The 20,959-nt window shown below is 40.0% G+C and carries 17 protein-coding genes; all 17 read right to left on the bottom strand.

What is annotated here, in order from left to right; genetic code table 11:
• Positions 1 to 41: 41 nt before the first annotated feature.
• A complete protein-coding gene (locus BUW93_RS02045) occupies positions 42 to 1,160 on the bottom strand; it encodes an efflux RND transporter periplasmic adaptor subunit (RefSeq protein ID WP_081208706.1) in 1,119 nt (372 codons plus the stop codon).
• A gap of 131 nt (positions 1,161 to 1,291) precedes the next feature.
• Entirely contained in the window at positions 1,292 to 2,557 is a 1,266-nt protein-coding gene (locus BUW93_RS02040; RefSeq protein ID WP_081208704.1) for an ABC transporter permease, read from the bottom strand.
• 1 nt (position 2,558) lies between these two features.
• The gene (locus BUW93_RS02035; RefSeq protein WP_081208703.1) at positions 2,559 to 3,806 is read right to left on the bottom strand and encodes an ABC transporter permease; all 1,248 of its coding nucleotides are present in this window, start codon (positions 3,804 to 3,806) and stop codon (positions 2,559 to 2,561) included.
• Positions 3,799 to 4,500 carry an ABC transporter ATP-binding protein gene (locus BUW93_RS02030; RefSeq protein ID WP_081208701.1) on the bottom strand — a complete coding sequence of 234 codons (702 nt, stop codon included), beginning with the start codon at positions 4,498 to 4,500 and terminating at the stop codon, positions 3,799 to 3,801. The genes BUW93_RS02035 and BUW93_RS02030 overlap by 8 nt, the downstream gene beginning before the upstream one ends.
• Positions 4,501 to 4,605: 105 nt before the next feature.
• The gene (locus BUW93_RS02025) at positions 4,606 to 4,839 is read right to left on the bottom strand and encodes a hypothetical protein (RefSeq protein ID WP_081208699.1); all 234 of its coding nucleotides are present in this window, start codon (positions 4,837 to 4,839) and stop codon (positions 4,606 to 4,608) included.
• 69 nt (positions 4,840 to 4,908) lie between these two features.
• Positions 4,909 to 5,448, bottom strand: a complete 540-nt coding sequence (locus tag BUW93_RS02020; protein WP_081208697.1) for a DUF420 domain-containing protein — start codon at positions 5,446 to 5,448, stop codon at positions 4,909 to 4,911.
• Positions 5,445 to 6,179 (bottom strand): SCO family protein, encoded by a 735-nt coding sequence (locus tag BUW93_RS02015; RefSeq protein ID WP_081208695.1) that lies wholly within the window; start codon positions 6,177 to 6,179, stop codon positions 5,445 to 5,447. The genes BUW93_RS02020 and BUW93_RS02015 overlap by 4 nt, the downstream gene beginning before the upstream one ends.
• Positions 6,180 to 6,211: 32 nt before the next feature.
• Positions 6,212 to 6,856 (bottom strand): hypothetical protein, encoded by a 645-nt coding sequence (locus tag BUW93_RS02010; RefSeq protein ID WP_081208693.1) that lies wholly within the window; start codon positions 6,854 to 6,856, stop codon positions 6,212 to 6,214.
• An 83-nt stretch (positions 6,857 to 6,939) separates the two neighbouring features.
• A complete protein-coding gene (locus BUW93_RS02005) occupies positions 6,940 to 7,302 on the bottom strand; it encodes a cytochrome C oxidase subunit IV family protein (protein WP_081208691.1) in 363 nt (120 codons plus the stop codon).
• A gap of 26 nt (positions 7,303 to 7,328) precedes the next feature.
• Entirely contained in the window at positions 7,329 to 8,309 is a 981-nt protein-coding gene (locus BUW93_RS02000; protein ID WP_081208689.1) for a cytochrome c oxidase subunit 3, read from the bottom strand.
• 54 nt (positions 8,310 to 8,363) lie between these two features.
• Positions 8,364 to 8,945, bottom strand: coding sequence for a cytochrome c oxidase subunit 3 (locus BUW93_RS01995; protein WP_081208687.1), 582 nt, complete (start codon positions 8,943 to 8,945; stop codon positions 8,364 to 8,366).
• Positions 8,936 to 9,838, bottom strand: coding sequence for a heme o synthase (gene cyoE / locus BUW93_RS01990; protein WP_081209491.1), 903 nt, complete (start codon positions 9,836 to 9,838; stop codon positions 8,936 to 8,938). Before cyoE ends, BUW93_RS01995 begins: the two co-directional genes overlap by 10 nt.
• Positions 9,839 to 9,927: 89 nt before the next feature.
• Entirely contained in the window at positions 9,928 to 12,063 is a 2,136-nt protein-coding gene (locus tag BUW93_RS01985; RefSeq protein ID WP_081208685.1) for a gliding motility protein RemB, read from the bottom strand.
• Positions 12,064 to 12,182: 119 nt separating this feature from the next.
• Positions 12,183 to 12,905 (bottom strand): energy transducer TonB, encoded by a 723-nt coding sequence (locus tag BUW93_RS01980; protein WP_081208683.1) that lies wholly within the window; start codon positions 12,903 to 12,905, stop codon positions 12,183 to 12,185.
• A 44-nt stretch (positions 12,906 to 12,949) separates the two neighbouring features.
• Positions 12,950 to 13,354 carry a VanZ family protein gene (locus tag BUW93_RS01975; RefSeq protein WP_232778296.1) on the bottom strand — a complete coding sequence of 135 codons (405 nt, stop codon included), beginning with the start codon at positions 13,352 to 13,354 and terminating at the stop codon, positions 12,950 to 12,952.
• A complete protein-coding gene (gene gcvH / locus BUW93_RS01970; protein ID WP_081208681.1) occupies positions 13,344 to 13,724 on the bottom strand; it encodes a glycine cleavage system protein GcvH in 381 nt (126 codons plus the stop codon). Before gcvH ends, BUW93_RS01975 begins: the two co-directional genes overlap by 11 nt.
• Positions 13,725 to 13,790: 66 nt before the next feature.
• Positions 13,791 to 20,957 carry a T9SS outer membrane translocon Sov/SprA gene (gene sov / locus BUW93_RS01965; RefSeq protein ID WP_081208679.1) on the bottom strand — a complete coding sequence of 2,389 codons (7,167 nt, stop codon included), beginning with the start codon at positions 20,955 to 20,957 and terminating at the stop codon, positions 13,791 to 13,793.
• Between the last annotated feature and the right edge of the window lie 2 nt (positions 20,958 to 20,959).

Raw genomic sequence — 20,959 nt, 5'->3', positions numbered from 1 at the left:
GTCTGTGAAATTCTAAACTTGTTACATTTTGAAATAAAAATCTATCTGCCGGCGAATTCCGGACCAGGTTGTACTTTGTTCCAAACCTTAATTTTATCGTCTTTAGAAATACCATTTTTCACTTCAACCTGAATCCCATCACTAATTCCTAATTCCAAATCTCTTCTTTCAAATTGCTGATCTCCGGTTTCTACTTCCACAAATGGCTCCTGGGTTTTAGGATCAAACTGCACTAAAGCTTCTTTAATTGCCAGAACCTCATCTGCCCGATCTAAAATAATAGAGGCATTGGCGCTTAAACCGGCACGAATAAAAGTTGTATCGGCCTTATCTAAAGTTCCTTTAATCTCAAATTGAATAGCTCCATTTTCATCCACACCTTTTGGAGCGATATAATCTAAAACTGCATTGAAAGTTTTATTCTCTATAGCACCAACCGTTACTTCCAGCGGTAAATCTTCCTTAATTTTCCCCACTTCACTTTCATCAACTTTTCCTTCAAAAATCATTTCGTTCACATCAGCAAGAGTCGCTAAAGTAGTACCATCATTAAAGTTATTACTTTCAATCACCTGGTTTCCTACCTTAACGGGAACATCTAGCACCATCCCGTCTACCGTGGAGCGAATAAGTGTATTAGCAGCACTCCCAATTCCACTAGTGGTTCCTGTTTGCACAATTTCGAAATTCTGCTCTGCAGAGCGGTAGTTTTGTTGCATCCTTTTGTAATTGGCTTCGGCATTGTCAAAATCATTTTGAGAGATCACTCCTTTTTCGAACAAAGATTTTTGTCTTTCAAAGGTTTTTTTCTCATTATCTAAATTGATCTTGGCAGTAGCCACGGCATCTTTCGCACTTTGCAATGAATTTACATTTGGGATTACGCGTATTTTAGCAATAAGATCTCCAGCCTTCACTTTCTCGCCGGCTTCAATATATATTTCGTCTATAATTCCTGAAATATTGGGCTTAATAAGCACTTCTTCCTTCGGAACAATATTTCCTGTGGCCACAGTCTTTTTGACGATGGTTTCTACAGAAGCCTGTTCGGTTTCATAAACCGTAGGATCCTCCTGATTTTTCTGAAACAAATAGTATAACGCGCCTACAAAAACCACGGCGATTAGTACTAAAATTGAAATGGTAACTGTTTTTTTCATCTGGTTAATTTTTGACTCATAATTGGAAAATTATCACAGGTTTAAAATCATTTCCCTGTTTTGCTTATTAGGTCCAGCATCATGCTGGTTTCATTTTTTGATTGTATTTGTCTTCTTTACTTTTTTTCTTTTTATTCGGTTCTAAGGGCATCTACGGGCTTTATTTTTATCGCATTTTGTGCCGGGATAAGCCCCGCCAACAAACCTGAGCATACTAAAATTGCCAGTGCGGTAAGCACTACACCCAAATCTACACTTGGGTTAGCAAACATCATTTCTGATGTATCCATTCCGCTTAAAGCATAATTTACTGCTGCAATTATTCCAGTTGCGAAAATAATCCCGGCCATTCCCGAAATAATAGTCAGGAAAATAGATTCCATTAAAATCTGCCCTCTAATAGACCAGGGCGTAGCGCCAAGAGCTCTTCTTACACCAATTTCGTTTGTTCTTTCTTTTACCACGATGAGCATAATATTACTAATCCCAATAATTCCTGAAAGCAAAACGAGAATACCTACAAAATAGGCGACTGCTTTTAGCGCCACGAACAACCCGTTTATTTTGTTGAATTCCTCATATAAATCAAAATTCCCAACAGCACGGTCATCTTCGGGATGAATAGAATGCCTACTTTTTATAAGATCCAGAATACGTGATTTTAAACTGGTGATAGAATTTTCATCGTTAGCGGTAATCGCCATCCAACCTACGGTATCACCCATATTAAATGCCTGGGAAAACGCGGTAAATGGCACATAGATTTCTTTTTGAGCTTCTTCTGCATTTCCGCCGCCACCGCCTTTTTTCTTATAGGTACCTATTACCATAAAATTGACACCATTTATTTTAAGATAGGTCCCCAAAACCTCTTCATCCTTTTCATAAAGTTCGCGCCTTACCCCTTCGCCAATTATGGCAACTTTGCGTTTTTCCTCAATATCGAGATAATTGATAAACCTTCCGGCAGTGACATCCATAGGTTCTTGCTGAATGATCTCGGGATAATCGCCATAAACGTTGAAAGCCCCGGTTTGAAGGCCCCGCACCACATTATTATTTCCGCCAAAACCTCCTAATTGATTTCTTGGAGAAATAAACCGAAGTCCCGGTACATTTTCTCTAAGCGCTTCAACATCTCCTGTTTTAAAATTATAGTTTCGGCCTTTAGGCAAGCCTTTATATGGTTTAGACGGAGTTTGTGTCCACATGAACATGGTATTGGTAGCAATACCTCCAAATCCTTTTTTTACGCCATTTTCAAGGCCTTTTCCTGCAGCAAGTAGAATTACAAGAATAAAGATTCCCCACATTACCCCAAAAGCAGTTAGTAAAGTTCTAAACCAGTTAGAACTTAGTGCTTCAATTATTTCGCTCCATTTATCCCTGCTAAACATATTATTCGTCTCTTAATGCATCAATAGGTTTAATTCTCGCAGCCCTCCAGGCAGGGAAAAATCCGGCAATAGCACCGGCAATCACTAAAATAAAAACGGTGGTAAGCGCTACATTGAAATTAACTGCAGGATTGGCGATATATTGAGTTTCTATAAGCGGCCCCACAAATTCCAGTAACATTAAACTGGCTATTAAACCAATGAAACCAGCAATTGCGGTCACAAAAATAGATTCGTGCAACACCATTCCCACAATTGAAAGCGGCTCTGCCCCAAGTGCCTTCCGAATTCCTATTTCCCTGGTTCTTTCCTTTACGATAATGAGCATAATGTTACTTACTCCCACAACCCCGGCGATAATGGTACAAATACCCACACCCCAAAAGAAGAATTTTATCATATCCATAAGATCGTAGAAGCGCTTCGCATTTTCCAGGGAATTATTAATGCTTACCGCACTTTCATCATCTGGAGCTATAGTATGTGTTTCTTTAAGTTGATTTTCAACATCGGCGGTAAACCGATTAGAAGCAGCGAGAGCAGCTTTAAAATTGTCTTCGGGCTCTAAGGTGAACGCCATATTGGCAATATTGTTACCCCCACCAAAAACACGTTGAGCGGTAGAAATTGGCATAAAAACCCTACTTTCTTCCCGTTCGCCTCCCGGATCGGTATAAACTCCAATTACTTTAAAATTTATTCCGGATATTTGAACGTATTTCCCAATTGGGTCTTTACTATCTTTAAAAAGGTCGTTTCGAACTTTATTCCCTACCACTACAACTTTTTCAAAATTGTCGTGATCTTTATAATTTACAAATCGGCCTTCTATCATCCCGCTATTTTCAAGAAACTGATAATCGGGATAAACACCTTCTACACGGTAAGAACCAGATTCTTTACCGTAGTTTACGATACCATTCCAAATTCTAAAAATAGAAGATCTAAATTCTAAGTCGTCCTGGTGTTTTAGAGCGGTGTAGTCAAAATCTTCATTCTTCATTTGAATTCTCCTACCCGGGTTTAAACCTTTGTATTCTTTAGAAGTTACACCGGTATAAACATAAATAATATTGGCGGCGTCTCTTTCAAACTCCTGTGAAATTCCATTACGCATCCCTTCACCAATCCCCAGAAGCACCACCAAAATAAAGATCCCTGAAGCTACCGAAAGCCCGGTTAAAAAGGTTCGTAATTTATTTTTACGAATCGTATCAAAGATCTCTTCCCAACGTTCTAAATCAAACATTTTCCAGCGCTCTTACTTGATTAACCTTGGTATCCTGAATTATCTTACCGTCTTTTAAATTGACGATCCTCTTTGTCATTGCAGCAATATCGGGTTCGTGAGTTACTACAAGTATTGTTCGGCCTTCATCATTGATCTCCTGAATTAGATTCATCACTTCATAAGATGTTTTTGAGTCTAATGCTCCGGTAGGTTCATCGGCTAGAAGCACTTTTGGATCACTGGCTAATGCTCTTGCGATGGCAACCCGCTGTTTTTGCCCTCCGGAAAGTTCATTGGGCAAATGTCCTGCCCAGTCGGCAAGGCCAACTTTTTCCAGGTAAGCCATTGCCTTTTCTATACGTTCACCGCGTTTAATTCCCTGGTAATACAGCGGAAGCGCAACATTATCCAAAGCATTTTTATAAGAAATAAGATTGAAAGACTGAAAAATGAAACCCAAAAACTTATTACGGTACCGAGCGGCTATTTTTTCATTTAGATTTTTAATAGGTACGCCATCCAGGGTATAAGAGCCTAAATCTGCTTCATCAAGCATTCCAAGAATGTTCAAAAGGGTAGATTTACCTGATCCAGAAGACCCCATAATAGAAACGAGTTCTCCTTCGGCTACGCTAAAATTAATTCCTTTTAAAACGTGCAACGAATTACTGCCCATTCTATAGGACTTATGAAGATCTCTAATTTCTATCATTGCAGTGAATTTACAGGTTGTCAACTTTTAATGAAAAGTATCACCCATAAGACTCTGCGAAACCGAAAAAGTTACATTTTATCTTAAAAAATAATTCCCAAGGATTTAAGCTTCGCCAGATTTACGAGCTTTTTTGCGGGAACGGTAAATAAAATAACCTATTCCTCCAATGAGAAGATAGGGGAATAGCATCAGGTATAGAATCCCATCGTTTATCCCTTTAGCCATGCTTTGGTCACCCTCACTTTCAAGAACCGCTCTGCACATAGCACATTGGGCTTCAGCAGCTATCGGAAGAAGTAATAGTAAAAGAAATAAGAATAAAAACCTGGTTTTCATTTTTTATAATTGAAGCACAAATTTAAAAATTTAGACGCAGCCGGGAAAAGATTTAACACGGCAGGGATTTTAGTAATACGGCATCATAAAAATATACACTAAAACACCTGTTACAGCTACATACAACCAAATAGGAAATGTCCACCGGGCGATGCGGGCGTGCTTATCATATTCAGCGGTAAGTCCGCGATACATGGTAAAGAGAACGAGGGGAACAATTATCGCTGAAAGGATGATATGGGTAATAAGAATAAAGAAATACAAATATCGTAGGGTGCCTTCCCCGCCATAAGGTACAGGGTCGTTGCTTATTTTTGAGATCACATAACTCACCAGAAAAATTGCAGATAAGAAGAATGCACTTATCATAGTATTACGGTGGTGCTTATATTCCTTGATTCTCATATAAAAATATCCCAATATTAGGAGAACAGCTGTGGAGCCATTTAGCACCGCGTGAAAAAAAGGAAAGGTTCCTGCCTGTGCCCCAAAGAAATTAAAGCGCTCAGGGAGATACATTAAAATAAGCACAAGAAGGGGGACGGCAATTGAAAGGCCTATTATTACCGGCACCGCAATTTTATCGGTTTTAGTTAGTCTTGCTCTCACAGTAAATTTTTTATATCCTCGATTAATATATCAATTTCGGGGGTTTCCTGTCCCTGGGCCACAGATTTATTTCGCTCAACATAACCTCTGTAAAAAATTATGGGGTTGCCATACGCATCTCTGCGCGACCTGATGTAACCTTCCTGATCTATAAGGGCAAACATCCCCTGGTGCGCAAAGCCGCCGGGAGCATTCTCGTCTTCCTCGGCGTAGATATTAAACCCATTATTAGCCAACCCATAAATAACATCCTTATCTCCCGTCAAAAGATGCCAGTTAGGATTGGTGATGCCGTACTTTTCTGCATATTCCTGTAGGACCTCTGGGGTATCATAAGTGGGGTCTATACTAAATGAAGCGATCCCAAAATCATTTTCATTTTTGATCTCATTCTGGATCTCCACCAAATTACTATTCATTATAGGACAAATGCTGGGGCAGGTAGAGAAGAAAAATTCGGCTACATAAACTTTTCCCAGGTAATCTTCATTGGTAATAGTGTCTCCATTCTGATCAATCAGTTCAAATTCAGGCGCCTTTTTTCGTTCTCCATCTATCTCTATATAAGCGAGCTCTTCAGCAGGAGCAGATTTTCTCTCAGCTCCCTTGACATTTAACCTATCAGATTCTACTACTGAATCGTTACTGATACGATCTACTATTTTGGGAATAAATATGATCCCAAAAATCAGGATAATCAGGGAAATGCCTATGTATGAATAATTCTTCATTATAAATGCTTTTAATAAGGTGGTCGGGAAATTTAGTTTTTCCTTTCGGCGTTATTCTTTTTAAGGGCCATTCGATATTCGGCGAGTATCACTTTCACGTCATCGTTCATTTTATTGCTTAGATCGGCAACAGAGCTGGCGTCATATGCATACATCTTTCCGTAATCTTCATCGTCCTTCCTACCCCGAAGGTTTCTGTCTTTGTCTACAATAAAAACATAAGGCGTGTGAAGATTTTTATCCAGCTTAAGGTTAGAGTTCATACTCTCAAAAACCGCTTTTACTTTTTCTTCGGAAGAGAAAACAAATTTCCAATTCTGCGGATTTCCTATGGCCTCAAAATCTTCAGAAAAACGAATCGCATTCTCCCGGGCCGATTCCGGCAGAACGATCACAAACTGAAAGTCATTAAATTCATAGTATTTCTCCAGGATCTTTTGATCTAAATTAAAGGTATGTCCCTTCATCTGATCCAGGTTTTTTCCGAAGAAAGCCACGATACTAATCTTATCATCCAGGGAAACCTTCTCTCCCTGCAAACTTTTAAAATCATTTATATCATGAATATCCTCGGTAAGCACCGGAAGTTTAGCAAAGTTATTTTGCCCGGAGGAAAAAAAGAGATAGGCGATAATGGGTAATGCGAAGAGTACGACGAGTACAAAAAACTTTTTCATAAACCTAATTCAACAACTGGGTACAAAAATAAAAAGACGGCTTCATAAAACCGTCTTTTCTTTATCATTTAACTTTCATTAGCCTAAAAATCCCAGGCCACATGATTTGATTTAAAAACTTCATATACATAATCTCCTTCGGTAAGGAGAATAAATATCAGGTAGCTTATTAAGAATACCCCGGTCCATACAATTGCTCTTCGTAAACCTTTTTTTTCTCCTTCAAGGTGCATAAAGGCCCAGGCAATATAATAAGCCTTAAAGATCGTAAGGATAATGAAGATCCAGTTTAACAGCTTCATACTAAATAGATCGGTATGAACCAGAAAACCAGGTTTTACTATTCCTAAAATTACCTCTACAATAGTAAGAACCGAAAGGATCGCAAAAACAATCCAGATTCTTTTGGTATTAGATTCGTGATGATGTGCAGTTTCGTGTGCCATAATATTGTTCGTTCTGTCTTAGAAAATTATACCAGGTAAAAGAAGGTAAATACAAATACCCAAACCAAATCTACAAAGTGCCAGTAAAGCCCCACTTTTTCAACCATTTCATAGCTGCCGCGTCTCTCATAAGTACCAATCACCACATTAAAGAAAATAATGATGTTAATTAGAACACCTGAGAAGACGTGGAATCCATGGAAACCGGTAATAAAGAAAAAGAAATCGGCAAACAGTGGTGGGCCATATTCATTTTGAGTCAAATTTGCTCCTTCTATAACTCCAACCGCCTCGGCGTCCAGCTTTTTTAAAGACTCCTGTCTGCTAAGGATAGTTTTCTCACCTTCTTCTGTTAGAGCCTGGGTTCGTACCAGAATGTTTTCATTAGCCGCAAAACCAGCTTTAATCTCTTCGATGGTATAAGTAGGAAGCGCTGCACCTTCTTCAAACCAAATCCCGCTTTCACGGGTATGAGGCACGCGTTCGGTTGGCATAACCTGCGCCACATCGGCGAGAGCCACGCGATGGCCTTCGTTATCTACAAACTGAAGAATATTACCTCCTTTAGTGCTTACCGCGCCGTAGGTCCCGGTAATAAAATTTTTCCATTCCCAGGCTTGAGAACCAAGGAATATAAGCCCACCAATAATGGTAAGGAACATGTAAAAAATCACTTTTCCTTTTTTCATCTGATGGCCGGCATCTACCGCCAGCACCATGGTTACCGACGAAAAAATAAGGATAAAAGTCATTAAGGCTACGTAATACATTGGAGCATCAACGCCATGAAGGAATGGGAAGTGATTAAATACCTCATCGGCTATAGGCCAGGAATCGATAAATTTGAATCTTGAAAATCCATAAGCCGCAAGGAATCCTGAAAAAGTAAGAGCATCGGAAACGATGAAAAACCACATCATCATTTTTCCGTAACTTGCTTTAAGAGGTTCATTCCCCCCGCCCCAGGATTTACCTTCGGTGCCTGTTCTTACAACAGTCGCGTCCATAGAAGAGTTTTTAGTTTAGTTTTTGAGTATTGCGCAAAAATAACGTAAATTTTATTATCTGAAGAAATATAAAAATAAAAACAGATAAACCCACAGAATATCTACAAAATGCCAGAAGGTGGCACCCAGCTCGATCCCAAGCATTTGGCCCGGCCGGTAGCGTTGTTTAAAATGGTTATAAATTACTACCAATAATACTATTAAACCCCCTGCTAAATGAGCTAAATGCACCAAAACCAATACATAAATAAAAGATGTAGTGATGGTACTTTCACTCCCTGTAAAATAATATCCTTGCGATACGATATCATTAAAGCCTTTAAACTGAAGGGCTACAAATAAAAGAGCCAGGATTAATGTTCCAAGCAAAAAGGCTGTTCCATTTTTAGGTTTAGAAGCGGCAATACTTCTTTTCGCTAGAAAAAAGGCGATACTACTTCCTACTATCACAAAAGTACTCCATATAAAGGCATTCGGCAGATCGAAACCGGTAAGCCAGTCTGGCCTGTTTTTACTAACCACGTAAGCACTTGTTAATCCGGCAAAGGTCATTACCATACTTATAATCCCAAACCAGAGCATCATTTTTTTTGCCCTGGCGAATTTACTTTTATCGGTTCCTTGTGTTAAATCCATTGTCTTATAAATTTATCCAGCACATATATAATTTGAAGTAAGGTAATATATGAAACGCTGGCAAACATTAATTTTTTGGCCGCCCGGGCCGATTTTTTCCTGTAAAGGTTAAGAGCATAATATAACATCCCTAACCCAAGAATTAATATCAGAATTGCCGCAACCGGCGTTAGGTAGAGCATTCCTGTCACCCCAAATGCAGGGATTAATGAAACAAGGACGGTCCATACCGTATATAGTACAATTTGTATAGCCGTTCCTTTATTCCTTTTGCCGGTAGGCAACATAAAAAAGCCTCCTTTTTTATAATCATCATATAACCACCAGCCCAAAGCCCAGAAATGTGGAAATTGCCAGAAAAATTGTATCATAAACAATACACCGGGTTCAATTCCAAAACTATCTGTAGCCGCAACCCAACCCAGCATAAATGGTATCGCCCCCGGAAAGGCTCCAACAAAAACAGAGAGGGGAGTCTTGGTTTTTAGCGGGGTATAGACACTTACATAAATGAAGATGCTAAGAGCCCCGAACATCGCGGTTTTAGGATTGATAATATATAGTACAACCAAGCCCAGAATAGTAAAAACACTCGCGATAATAAAGGCGCGGGTCACCGTCATTCTGCCGGCAGGCACAGGACGATTTTTGGTGCGATCCATCAAAGCATCGAGGTTTTTCTCGATGATTTGATTAAAGGCATTTGAGGCCCCAACCATAAGATATCCTCCAATAGCCAGCAATAGTACTACAACAAAGTCTATAGTTTCAGCTCCAAGAAAATATCCGGCAATAGAAGAAAAGACCACGCTAACTGCAAGTCGCATTTTGGTAATCTCTTTAAAATCGGTTAAGCGGGAAACAGTTGGAGTATGTACGCCGGAGCTATTCAAAAACAGTTTTTTAAATTGGCGCAAAGATAGCCCTTAATTAGTTTTAGGCAAGGGCTTACAAATGTTAATTTTGGAAGACAAAGAAAGACTTAATAGTCGTAGTACCAATTAAATATATCGGTTCTTATTCCGAAGTTAATCCACGAAGTGGAATTCTCAAATTGATTAGAGGTTTTTACCTCAGGCTTGAAATTCCGATATATAAAACTTCCGTATAATTTAAGATTCGTCGCGGGATTAATTATATAGCCCGCCTCCACTTCTGCAAAAAGGGAATTAGCAGTATTGCCCTGGCCTATTTTAACTCCAGTGTCCATATTCTCCGGGCGATCTCTTTCACTACCGTAAATATCCCCTCCGTAATTATAATTATCGGCAAAATTATTGAAATTATAACCACGTGTGCCGTAGATAAATTTTCCATGACCATACCACCGGTCTTTTTTATACCGCGCTATGGCCAGAATTTCCCTAAAACTGGCACCCCACTGATGAGCCATAGACTGGTTATTATGCCCATAATTAAGTACTCCGGTGTTATGCGAATAAGTATAAGGCCGCACCTGGTTATACTCAGCTCTTAGGAAAAGACCAGGCACAGAAAAAGCATCGAAATATTTTATACCCAGTTGATACCCCAATTTGTTTTTCCAACTCTGCTCGCCCCCAAACACATCAGCTGAAGAGAATTCGTCTATAACCCATTGCCCATATACGTTAACCTGATTATTTACCTTATACTTTCCGGTTAGACCAATTATTGCATTTCCGCCACGTGCCCCGGTAGAGAACTCAATGGCACGATAAAAGATTATAGGGTTCAAATAATTAAGATCAAACCCACGATCGTTATCGTTTTCCCATATCACCGACTCAAAAAAGCCAAGGTTTAGCCTTTTGGTGACATTATAACTCAAATAATGGTTGGCCATATATTTTGTACGGAAGGAACCACTTGCGGTAACCTCGGGTCTTACATCACGCAAAGACATCCAGGTGTTGGTATATTTGATCTTCCAAAAAGTTGTATTAAGCTTGAAATATGGATACGGCGAAGCGTTATCACTCATCAACAGAGAACGATAACCATCTCCAATGAAATTTTTTCCGTGCCCAAATTCAAGGTTGAAGAATTTTCCAGGCTTATAGGTGAGATAGCCTTCAGCCACGGGGTAATCATAACCTCCATCCATAAATGGCTTTGCGATACCACGGCCGGGAACAATGGCAGGATCACCCCCGTCTGGCTTTATGGATTCGGCATATCGGTTGTAATAATCAGCAAATCTGCCCTGGTTTTCATAAACTACTGAATAGAAATTCAGTTTATCTCCCAGCCCGCCCTGAAAAATCGCGGCCCTGGTATTGTTATAAGTGAATTCGTATTGGGCTTGCTCAAAGTCTTTTCCTAACTGCATATCCATAGCAAAATCTATAGTAAACCAGTAATCATTAGTCTGAAACCGGATGAGATGTTCATTCCATATTTTACGGCCTAACCAGGAATTGGTATTTTTCAACAGTTCCGCCTGTTCAGCTTCAAAATCGTAATAGGGAGCAACCTCATCGAACCGCAAGGGTTTCGAAGCAGAGTGAGTATTTGTGCCAATCCGATTAAAATCGGCATCAAATCTCGAATAATATTCGTGGCTCAAGGGGATATTAATTAGGCTTTGATACCTGGGACGTTTAAAATCACCAGACTTGATGCTGTCGTATTCATTCAAAACTTTATCCTGGCGAAATTCCGTTTTAGGAGCAACCTCAGTTTTAGTATTCTCTTCTATAGCGAGCTCTTCCTGAACAGACATTTCTTCAAGGGAAATTTCCAGTGGAATCTTCAACTTCATTTTAAACTGCATAAAAGAAGGCCTGGAATTATAGGTAGCCGGAGCAATGGTGGGAAGAAGGGCAAAAACCCGCTGAAGCTCCTCTTTTATTTCAGAGTAAACGGCATCAGTATACAAAAGATTAAAAGATCCCTTTTTATCAACTTCAAAGACAAGGCTAGCGACACCCTGATAATCTTCATCTTTTACTTTTTCGGGCAATTGAAAATTATCAACTACAAAGCTGGAGAATGTTTGCTCAAAACATTCCGGTTGCCGCTCATAGGGAACATTTTCACATTCAGAAAACCGGGGATAAACCTCTATCTTGTTTTTGGTTTGTGCAGACAGGCAGCCCGAGGTAAGAATCACAAAAAGAAGTAGCCTATACTTCATACCACTTGCAGGTAGGTTAGTTTCACAACGGAAATATACATTTTTTAAACAGAGTTTTTGAGCCAAAACAAAAAAATCCCGGGGAAACCCGGGATTTGATATATAAAATAAAGTAATTTTTAATCCTGAACCTGGAATACAATTGGAAGAGAGTACATAACCCCTACTGCTTTCCCACGTTGTTTACCGGGTTGCATTTTAGGAAGTTTATTAATTACTCTTGCAGCTTCCTTTTCAAGTCTTGGGTGTGGCGCACGAGACATCACGTTAACAATATCTCCCTTTTCGTCAATTTTAAACTGAACGATCACCCGGTTAACCCCAGATAATCCAAGCTCTGAACCAAGATCCTTGTTGAACTCCCTGTTTACGTGTTGCTGAATCTTTTGACTCATACAGTTCTTACGCTCTTCATTGTTTTTCATGTTCTCACATCCTGGATAGATTGGCACATTTTCAATAACAGCAAAAGGAACATCCGCAACTTCTTCTTCTACAGGAGCTTCTACCACCTCTTCAACTTCTACAATTTCTTCCAAATTGGTTTCAGTAGATTCAATCTCGTCTTCTTCAACCTCTTCTTCATCTTCAACAACCTCAATTACCTCAGGTGCCGGCGGCGGTGGCGGTGGCGGTGGAGGAGTATTTTGCATTTCTGTAATTGGAATTTCTTCATCATCCAATTCATCTAAATTAAGCTGACCAGTATCGAGGGCTTCCTTGTCATAGGTTTTCCACTCAATGGCCTGCCAGGTAATTAGAAGGACTAAAATAAGACCTAACTGAAGAAACAGGACGCTTCTCCTGCTTAGATCTGCTTTAGGATTTTTCTTTGGTTCCATAATGGGTTATTGATTAATAAGGATTGCTAAAATAAATATTTTTTCTAAAAAACTAAATTAATCCTGCTTTTTAACCTTTGCAGGATTCCTTTAGATAACAACAGTAACATCGCGGCACTCATTACACCTAAAATATTGGCTAAAATATCGAGCCAATCGGGTTCTCTGAAGCTGGTAAGGGCTCCTTGTAAAACCTCAATTAACATACCAAAAGCAATAGCGAGAACAGATATCTTAATTAAATAAGAATAATACTGCTTAAAACCCTGTTCTCTAAAAACTATGTAAAGTTGCCAAATTATAACCAGTACAAGATAGGCTATAAAATGCAGAAACTTATCTGTAGGGTTAAAACTACCCACACTAATTTTCCCCAGTCGCACCAGGGAAGCAATCGTAAGCGCAAGGGTATAAAGGCTTGCACCAATTAAAAGGATTCTAGCTACCAATAATTTCTTTATAGGCTTCAGGGGTTAAAAGATCTTCCACTTGAGAAGCATCAGAAAATTTAATTTTAACCATCCAACCCTCTCCATAAGGATCAGAGTTCACCTTTTCAGGCTCATCTTCCAGGCTGTCGTTAAATGCCACGATCTCTCCCGAAAGCGGAAGATAAAGATCTGATACTGTTTTTACGGCTTCTACAGTTCCAAAGACTTCTTCTCTTTCCAGAGTTTCATCAAGGGTATCTACTTCCACATAAACAATATCACCTAATTCACCCTGGGCAAAATCGGTAATTCCTATAGTAGCGGTATCGCCATCAATTTTAACCCACTCGTGGTCTTTGGTGTACTTACAATCTTGAGGTATGTTCATAATTTAATAGTATAGTATATAGGCACAAAGGTAATTTTTTAATGCAATTGTTCAAACAGCCATTCTCTAATTTCCGAAATTATATCTCAATGTTATCCCAGACCTGATAGTGGTCTGCGGAAAAGCTGTAGAAACGGCATATTCAGAAAAACTATGATCGTAATAAAATATAGCTGTAAGGTTTTGAGATAACGCATAATCTGCCGTGAAATTAATGCCCCAGATGTCCTGCCCGGCAATAACCTGACTGGTTTCCAAATCTAAATATCTAATCACCGTATTATTTCTTCTGAAGGAAACATCTCCTTTAAAATTAAGGTCACTACTCAAAATTCTATTTTGTCCAGCTAAACTGGTCGCTATCTTCAAGTCCTTAATACGGTAGCCCATTCCAAGCCTGTATTCATTACCACGGGTTTCTGTAAGCAGGTTGTTATCAAAACTAAGCGCAAGGGCTCTGTCTTTTCTAATTTCGGCAAGCACCTGTATGGAAGATTTCGTTTCAAGATCTACTCTTATCAATGGTGTAAACAATTCGGTTAAGACAATGTTTGAATACAACACCGGATTTTTAAAATCTCCCGCCTGGTTTACAGCAAACCTCTCCTCAGGATCATAATCAAGATTACTCTGAAACTGATTTATCGTATAATTAGATTGGTATCCGTGATTTATAGAAATACGCCTGAATTTATCCTTAAACCATCCAATTCTCATCAAACCGGTATATTTAAGGTCCCAGTTAGGCAAAGGTACATCCCTAAAAGCTCCCAGTTTCACATTATCGGGATCTACCCCGGCATAAGCCGAAATAAACGCCGGTAACAACACTGCCTGATTTGTTTTGCCCAAGCCTACCGGATAACCATCTTCGTCGGTATCATTGGGATCCAATCCGCGTTCAGCAGCAAGTCTACGGGCAACTTCCAACCTGTTATCCCTGAAAGTTTCAAAGGTCTCTGAAGATGTCTCCGAAGATTGATTAAAAGCAGTTTTTATAAGTATAGTAGAAATATTAAAATTCCCGTAGGTATATGGTGTTAGAGATTGATATTCGAGTGTGTTAGGATCAACCCTGTAATTTTCATTAAAGGTTTCTGCGTAATTTCGGTTGGCACTAATGTCTAAGGTTAGATCTGGCAGAAGATCTAAAGAAGCCTGAGCCGCGAGTTGCTCATTTTCGACCGTTGTAAACTGTTGGTTAAAATCCTGGAAAAGCGTCAACCATCCCCGTCTGGCGGCCCTATACCTGATTTCATCCTGAAGCCCGAAGGTGAATCCCGTTGTAGGCCTTAAGGTTCCCATAAAACCTATTTCTGGAGTATAACCTGGTAAAAAGGTTCCCTGGCTGTTCCTGTAGTTCACCTGGATTCTTTTTAAAGAGGTAATCACCCCAATAAATGTGTTATATCCTTTATATTCTTTAGTCTCGGGAGGTGATGCCTCCTGGGGCTCCTCCTGGGTCTCATCAAGAGTTGGTACGCCGGCACTGCGCTCTTTTATTGTACTGTTGCCCGCGGTTTTTTTCTCCACCAAACCAAGATAATCGTAAAGGTTTTGCATATCCAAACTGGCATTAACCTGATGCGTATTGGAGTTCTGAATAGAATTTCCGATATCCGGAATTCCTTCCAGGTTTTCATAAATTCTGGAACCACGCTGCCATTGAAAATCACCGGTAAAAGAATAGGTGGCTTTCAGAAATCGAAATACCGGCAGTTTTTCCAGCGGCAAATCATAATTTAGCTGAAGGCTCTGATAATGTAAATTCGGCTCTCCGATATTAAAGAAATCATCCCAAAGGCCAATGCTGTTATCGGGAACACCCTCTTCAGTAATATAATTTCTTATAATCCTGTTATTGGAAGCATTAAAATTAAAATTCAAAGATCTGGTCAAATTGTAATTGATGCCATAATCCCAGTTGAATAAATAATTTCGCTGATACAAAACAGGAATCCCCAGATCGTTTTCTGTCAATTCAAGACTTCGGAACTTTTGTTCATTATACTGCCGTAGAATATTGGAACTCGCATTAATATTTGTAGGCAGCGGATTAAAGTTGAAATCTTTAATAATCGTGAAATAATCACTGCTATCTAATACCGCAATATTCTTAAAAGGTTCAATGGGTTCATTGGCAAAATTGAATTCATAGGTTCCCCCTACCCGAACATTTTGATCCAGGCTTTCTTCAATTTCAAAGTCCCGGTGGTCTACCTGGTTATAAGACGTAGAAAAAGTAAAGTTTTCTATATCGTAAGGCATAGGTTTTGCCTCGCCGGTCCTTTCTTTTCTCAGGCCAATAACATTTATGCTTTGACGCTTGGTATAAGACTGAGATTGCTTTTTAACCCTATCTCTTTCCACGGGATCAACGATATCCTGTAGTCGTGTATCCAGTTCTACATCCAGGAACTCCTGATCGTATTTGGGAGTTACCAGTTCCTCGCCTCGACTATAATTTACAGGGATTTTAAGCCCCCATTTCTGCGGAAATAATTGCCCCATATTTAAATTGGTAACCACATCATATTGCTGAACATCTTCCCTGCTGCGCTGATTCGGCCCCTGATCCAGCGTACCAAAACCAACAGTGCTTTTTCGTCCTGTCGCTGCAAGATTTGCAAAATCTGCAAGATTAGTATCCATATTAATAATACTGGCCCAACCTCCTTCGTTATTAAGGTCTGAAAGTCTTAATTCGTTAAACCAAACCTCCCCACATAAATCCTGCACGCTATTATTTGGCATCCCGTTTTTAAGTCCAAGCATAAGTACCCGCACGTTTCCAAAACTGGGATTTCCCTTGATCCCTATTCGCATTTCCCCGGGATCATAAGGATCTTCAGGATCGGTTAACTCAAGGTCCTGGGTATAAAAATTAAGGTCTCCTGAATTTAACGATGGATCTCCTAATACACTTGTTTTAACCCTTTTCAGCAATTCCAAGGAAAGATTAAGGCGGTTTACTGCCGGCCATATTTCTTCAGCCGACTGTGCTCCAAATAAGGTGGGGCTTAAGGGGATTTCCACCTGATAGAAGTTATCGGTAAAATCTGTACCAATTCTTAAAAAAGCCACTAACTGGCCATCTTTTAATGGTGTTTGATTCACCAGGGATTCGGCGTGCAGGAACATTTCAAGATTTTTATACTGCCGCATATCAATCTGGAAATTCTTATAAACGGCACGGGCATCCTGGGGTTCAAGATCACAAACCCTTAAAGCCAGCGATTGTTCATTCTGCCTTATATTGGTATTACTTTCAAAAAGTTCTTCTCTTATCACTCCCGGAGGCAACACATACGGAATTGGCTGCCGGTTTTCATTCTCTTCTATATTTACCGCGGTAACTTCAAATAAGGTATTGGAGTTTTCGGGCCTGGCATTTTCAGTTTGTAAGCTTTGGTTATACCTACGATAATCACCCCTAACCAGTTCCATTGTTCCAAACCTCAATAAAGTAGGATCCTGAAAGCCTGAGAGAAACATCCTCATAAACCTTATCGATCTAAAATCGGCTATACCCCCTTTGCTATCTGTGGGTTCATAGATAGGCACCTTGAACTGAAGCCATCTAACCGGAAGTTCCTGGCCGTTTCTTAGACTCACATTAAGCTCCTTAACATCGGTGATGTATTGGTTATTATCGATGTCCATACCCTGGAAAAAAGGTACTTCATACTCAAAGTAACTGTCTATGGTGTTCATCGTATTGTCCCTGTTGATATCCTCGACAGTAGGTAGCGTGCTGTTCCCACGGTTTGTATTACCAACTTCGGTTGGGGAGTTTCCTTCGATCCCATTATAATTCTGGTATCGGTTAACAATATTTCCATCACGGGCAAGGAAATACTCATAATTATCGTTGGCTGGATCTTCCAGGTTGCCAAATTCGGGAAATTTCACCGCTTCTTCCTCATCAGAAAGTCCGTTGTAACCAACATCCTGGTTTAAGCGCTCCTGGCCTTCAGAATCAAAAGCATATACGAGAGATTGATCAGCTGGTACTTTTCCAAAATTTGTGGAAATAGTATTGCTGTTGCCCCCATCTTTTGGCAGTCCATTTTCATATTGTTTCCTACCATCCTTTAAAACATCTTCAGAAATATTCCCAAGATTAAAGGTGATAGTTCCACCTGTGTTCCCCCTGTTTTCATCATAAATATATGGATCCATAACCCAGAATTCGATAAATTCTACGTTAGACTGCTCGAAGTTTGTCGCACTAATCCCCCGCATCATTCCTCCAAAATTATCGGCCGGATTCGGTAGGTTATTTCCACCTGAAGCAGTTGGATTAAAATTATAAGGCCCACGTTGGCCGGGGAAATATGCCACGTCCATAGTATAAACAACCATAGGCTGCCCTTGTACCACATCGGTATTTGGAAAAATTTCACTCATTGAAACCCGTCGGGTGGCATAAGAGGAAAGATCGGCATCGGTGATTCCATCGGGCCGGCTGCTGCTGTAAAAAATAGGATCTATAGTATACCAGGCCAATTTTGCCCGCTTAAAGCCTACATTTAAATCTCCATTGGCAAGCTCGCCCCCAAATCCCAAAGGCACGCTGGAGAGTTCCCAGCTTAGCGGAGTATTAATCCCAATAGAGGTTTGAGCGGCTTCAAAATCGTCTATATAAGTGGTAGTCTTTCCTCCAAAATCATTAATATTAGGAGATCCCGGCTGTAAATAGGCAAATTCACCCGTCACCGAAAAATTAGATTCCACATCGGTATCAATATTCGGAAGTTTATTCACCAAACGGGTGAAAAAAGGAACTTCAGTAGAGTAATTTAAATTAAAACCGTAAATCGAATTATTTAAAGGTTCATAACTATAATTAGCTTTTTGGGTTAATGGACGCTCTTTCAGGTTCAAGAAGGTTGCACCTACCAGGAAATTTTCATTGAAAAGATGTTCCACATTCACCCCCGTAAAACGCTTAGTCTGCTGACCAAAAAGCGCATTATTTTCGGTATTTACCTGAATAGGAATATTGGAGGCCAGCAACCCTTCATCCAGGATCTGAACACGCCCCAGTTCATAATTCACCACATAATCTACACCTTCCTGCAGCACCCGGCCTCCAGCAGTTACTGTAACAGAACCCGGCGGAAGATTAAACCCGATTGGAATTCCTTCGACTTCTGCAGATTTATACCTTCCTTTTAATTGAAATTTGTTTTTTTCGGCCTCTTCCTGTTCGGCCTGTGTTTTAGTGGTACGATACAGCGATCTAAAAACGTATTTTCGCTGATTTGCATTCCAGGTATCCTTATCGGCATAATCTTCAGTTCCTGTATTTGGGGTATTATCCAGTTCCCTAAAAAGATGTTCCCCAAAAGGCTCCACCGAAGTAAAAATCACATTTCCGTTTCGGGGGTCTATGGTAATACCGGGGACATAATCGAAAAATCCATCCCCGCCTACAATGGGGTCGTTATTGGAATTTAATTTATCAAGATTAAAAACTCTCAACAAAGGAGTTTCGCTAACATCCTCAGGCAATGGAGTAGAACCATCTCCGGCTGGTTTAATATAGTTAAGCGGTTGCGGATCGGTATATAGAATATTCAATCTAAAATCATCCCTTTCCAGCTCGTAGGCACCCAGGCTGTAGATATTCTTCATCATCAGGTCCCAGATAGGTTCATTTACATTGGTGATGGTGCTTTTAAGAAGTTTTACCACCAGGTTACGGTTAGACCTCGGGTTGATTTCCTCTTCATCCCCTTCTCCGGGCTCTTCAGTAGAAACAGAACCAGTAGCATCTACCCCATCGTTCGCAAATTCACCCACCTGGTAAACCTGGCCGTTTGCAGTGAACTGAAATGCAACAGCCAGTACCTCGTCATTACTTAAACGTTGGTTTAAAGAAATATAGCCCAATTGTGTATTTAGCGTATATTCATTAGAATTTAACTGTCGGGCATTTTCGAGTTTTATATAATCCATCCCTTCGGAAACCTGCACCCCGCCAAAACCACTTTCAACGGTAGATATATCCCTAATGGCCGGGGTAAGAACAGACTCCTCAGGACCATTGATCCCAAAAGGGTTGAAATCGTTATTTTTATTATCGGGGAAAGCCCCTTCAGGCTGATTAAAGAATCCTGCAGGCGGATTATTCAAACCTATATTTCCTTCTATAAAAGTTTCTCCCAGGTCCTGAATACCAACTATATTACGAGTATCCTGAAGGTTTTGAATATTGTTGGTGCGATTGGTGACCCACACCTGGATTCGTTGTACCTGTATATTAGAATTTATAAATGGATAATCCTGTAAAGCCTCATCGTAGTTATCTCTAAAATAGTGCGCCAGGAAGAAGTGCCTGTCCTGATCATATTCTAAAGCAAATCTTTCAAAATCTTCAATAGTTGCACCACCTTCAACATTCACGGTACGCCGCTCTGATTTTTGTTCAGAAAACACTCCGGTAATCCTGGTTTTTCCGAATTGGAGTTCGGTCTTAAACCCAAAGAGGCTTTGCGCGCCCTGCATCAAAGCATTATTTAAAGGCATATTCACATTACCAACCTCTATCTTCTGGATAATATCATCTTCATTGGGGGTATATTCCAGTTTCAATTGATTTTGAAAATCGAATGTAGATTCGGTGTCGTAATTAGCGATAATACCAAGGCGCTCTCCAACCTGTCCCTGGAGGCTTAAACTTATACGTTGGTCAAAATCGAAAGTGAGATTTCTTCGGTTTCGGGGAGAAAAAGCGGGATTATCCTGTTTGGTGAATAGCAATCCCAAATCCATTTCAACAGTACCTTGTGGCACGATATCAATCTCGCTCCCCCCGAAAACACTCTCAAAAAAACCGGAGTTCACATAGAAATCCGGTAACATATCTTTCTGAATTTCTTCAGCTCCTTTTTTATTACCGGCCAGGGCATCACCTTTAAGCTTAAAATAGTTTTGCATCTCTTCCCGAAGCACCAGCTCTTCAAATTCTTCAGGAGTAAGAATAAGGGGTTGCGACAGGCTGATATTACCAATGCTTTCACGAAAAATATAGCGGTCCAGAATGGGATCGTATTCGTATTGTGAAGAAAAACTCTCGGGATCGGGCAAAGAAATTGTACCCAGGTCATATCCGGTTTGGGTGGTATCCTGTTGCGTCTCCTGCCCTGATAAATTAGTTGAAATCACCAGCGACAACAGTAAGGCAAGTGGGACCGAAGTTGACAATTTCAAGTAATTGTTCTTCAATT

This window comes from Salegentibacter sediminis (assembly GCF_002078605.1).
Taxonomy (GTDB): Bacteria; Bacteroidota; Bacteroidia; order Flavobacteriales; family Flavobacteriaceae; genus Salegentibacter; species Salegentibacter sediminis.
The sequence above is the reverse complement of the archived record's forward strand: the minus strand, read 5'-3'. Positions and strand labels throughout refer to the sequence as shown.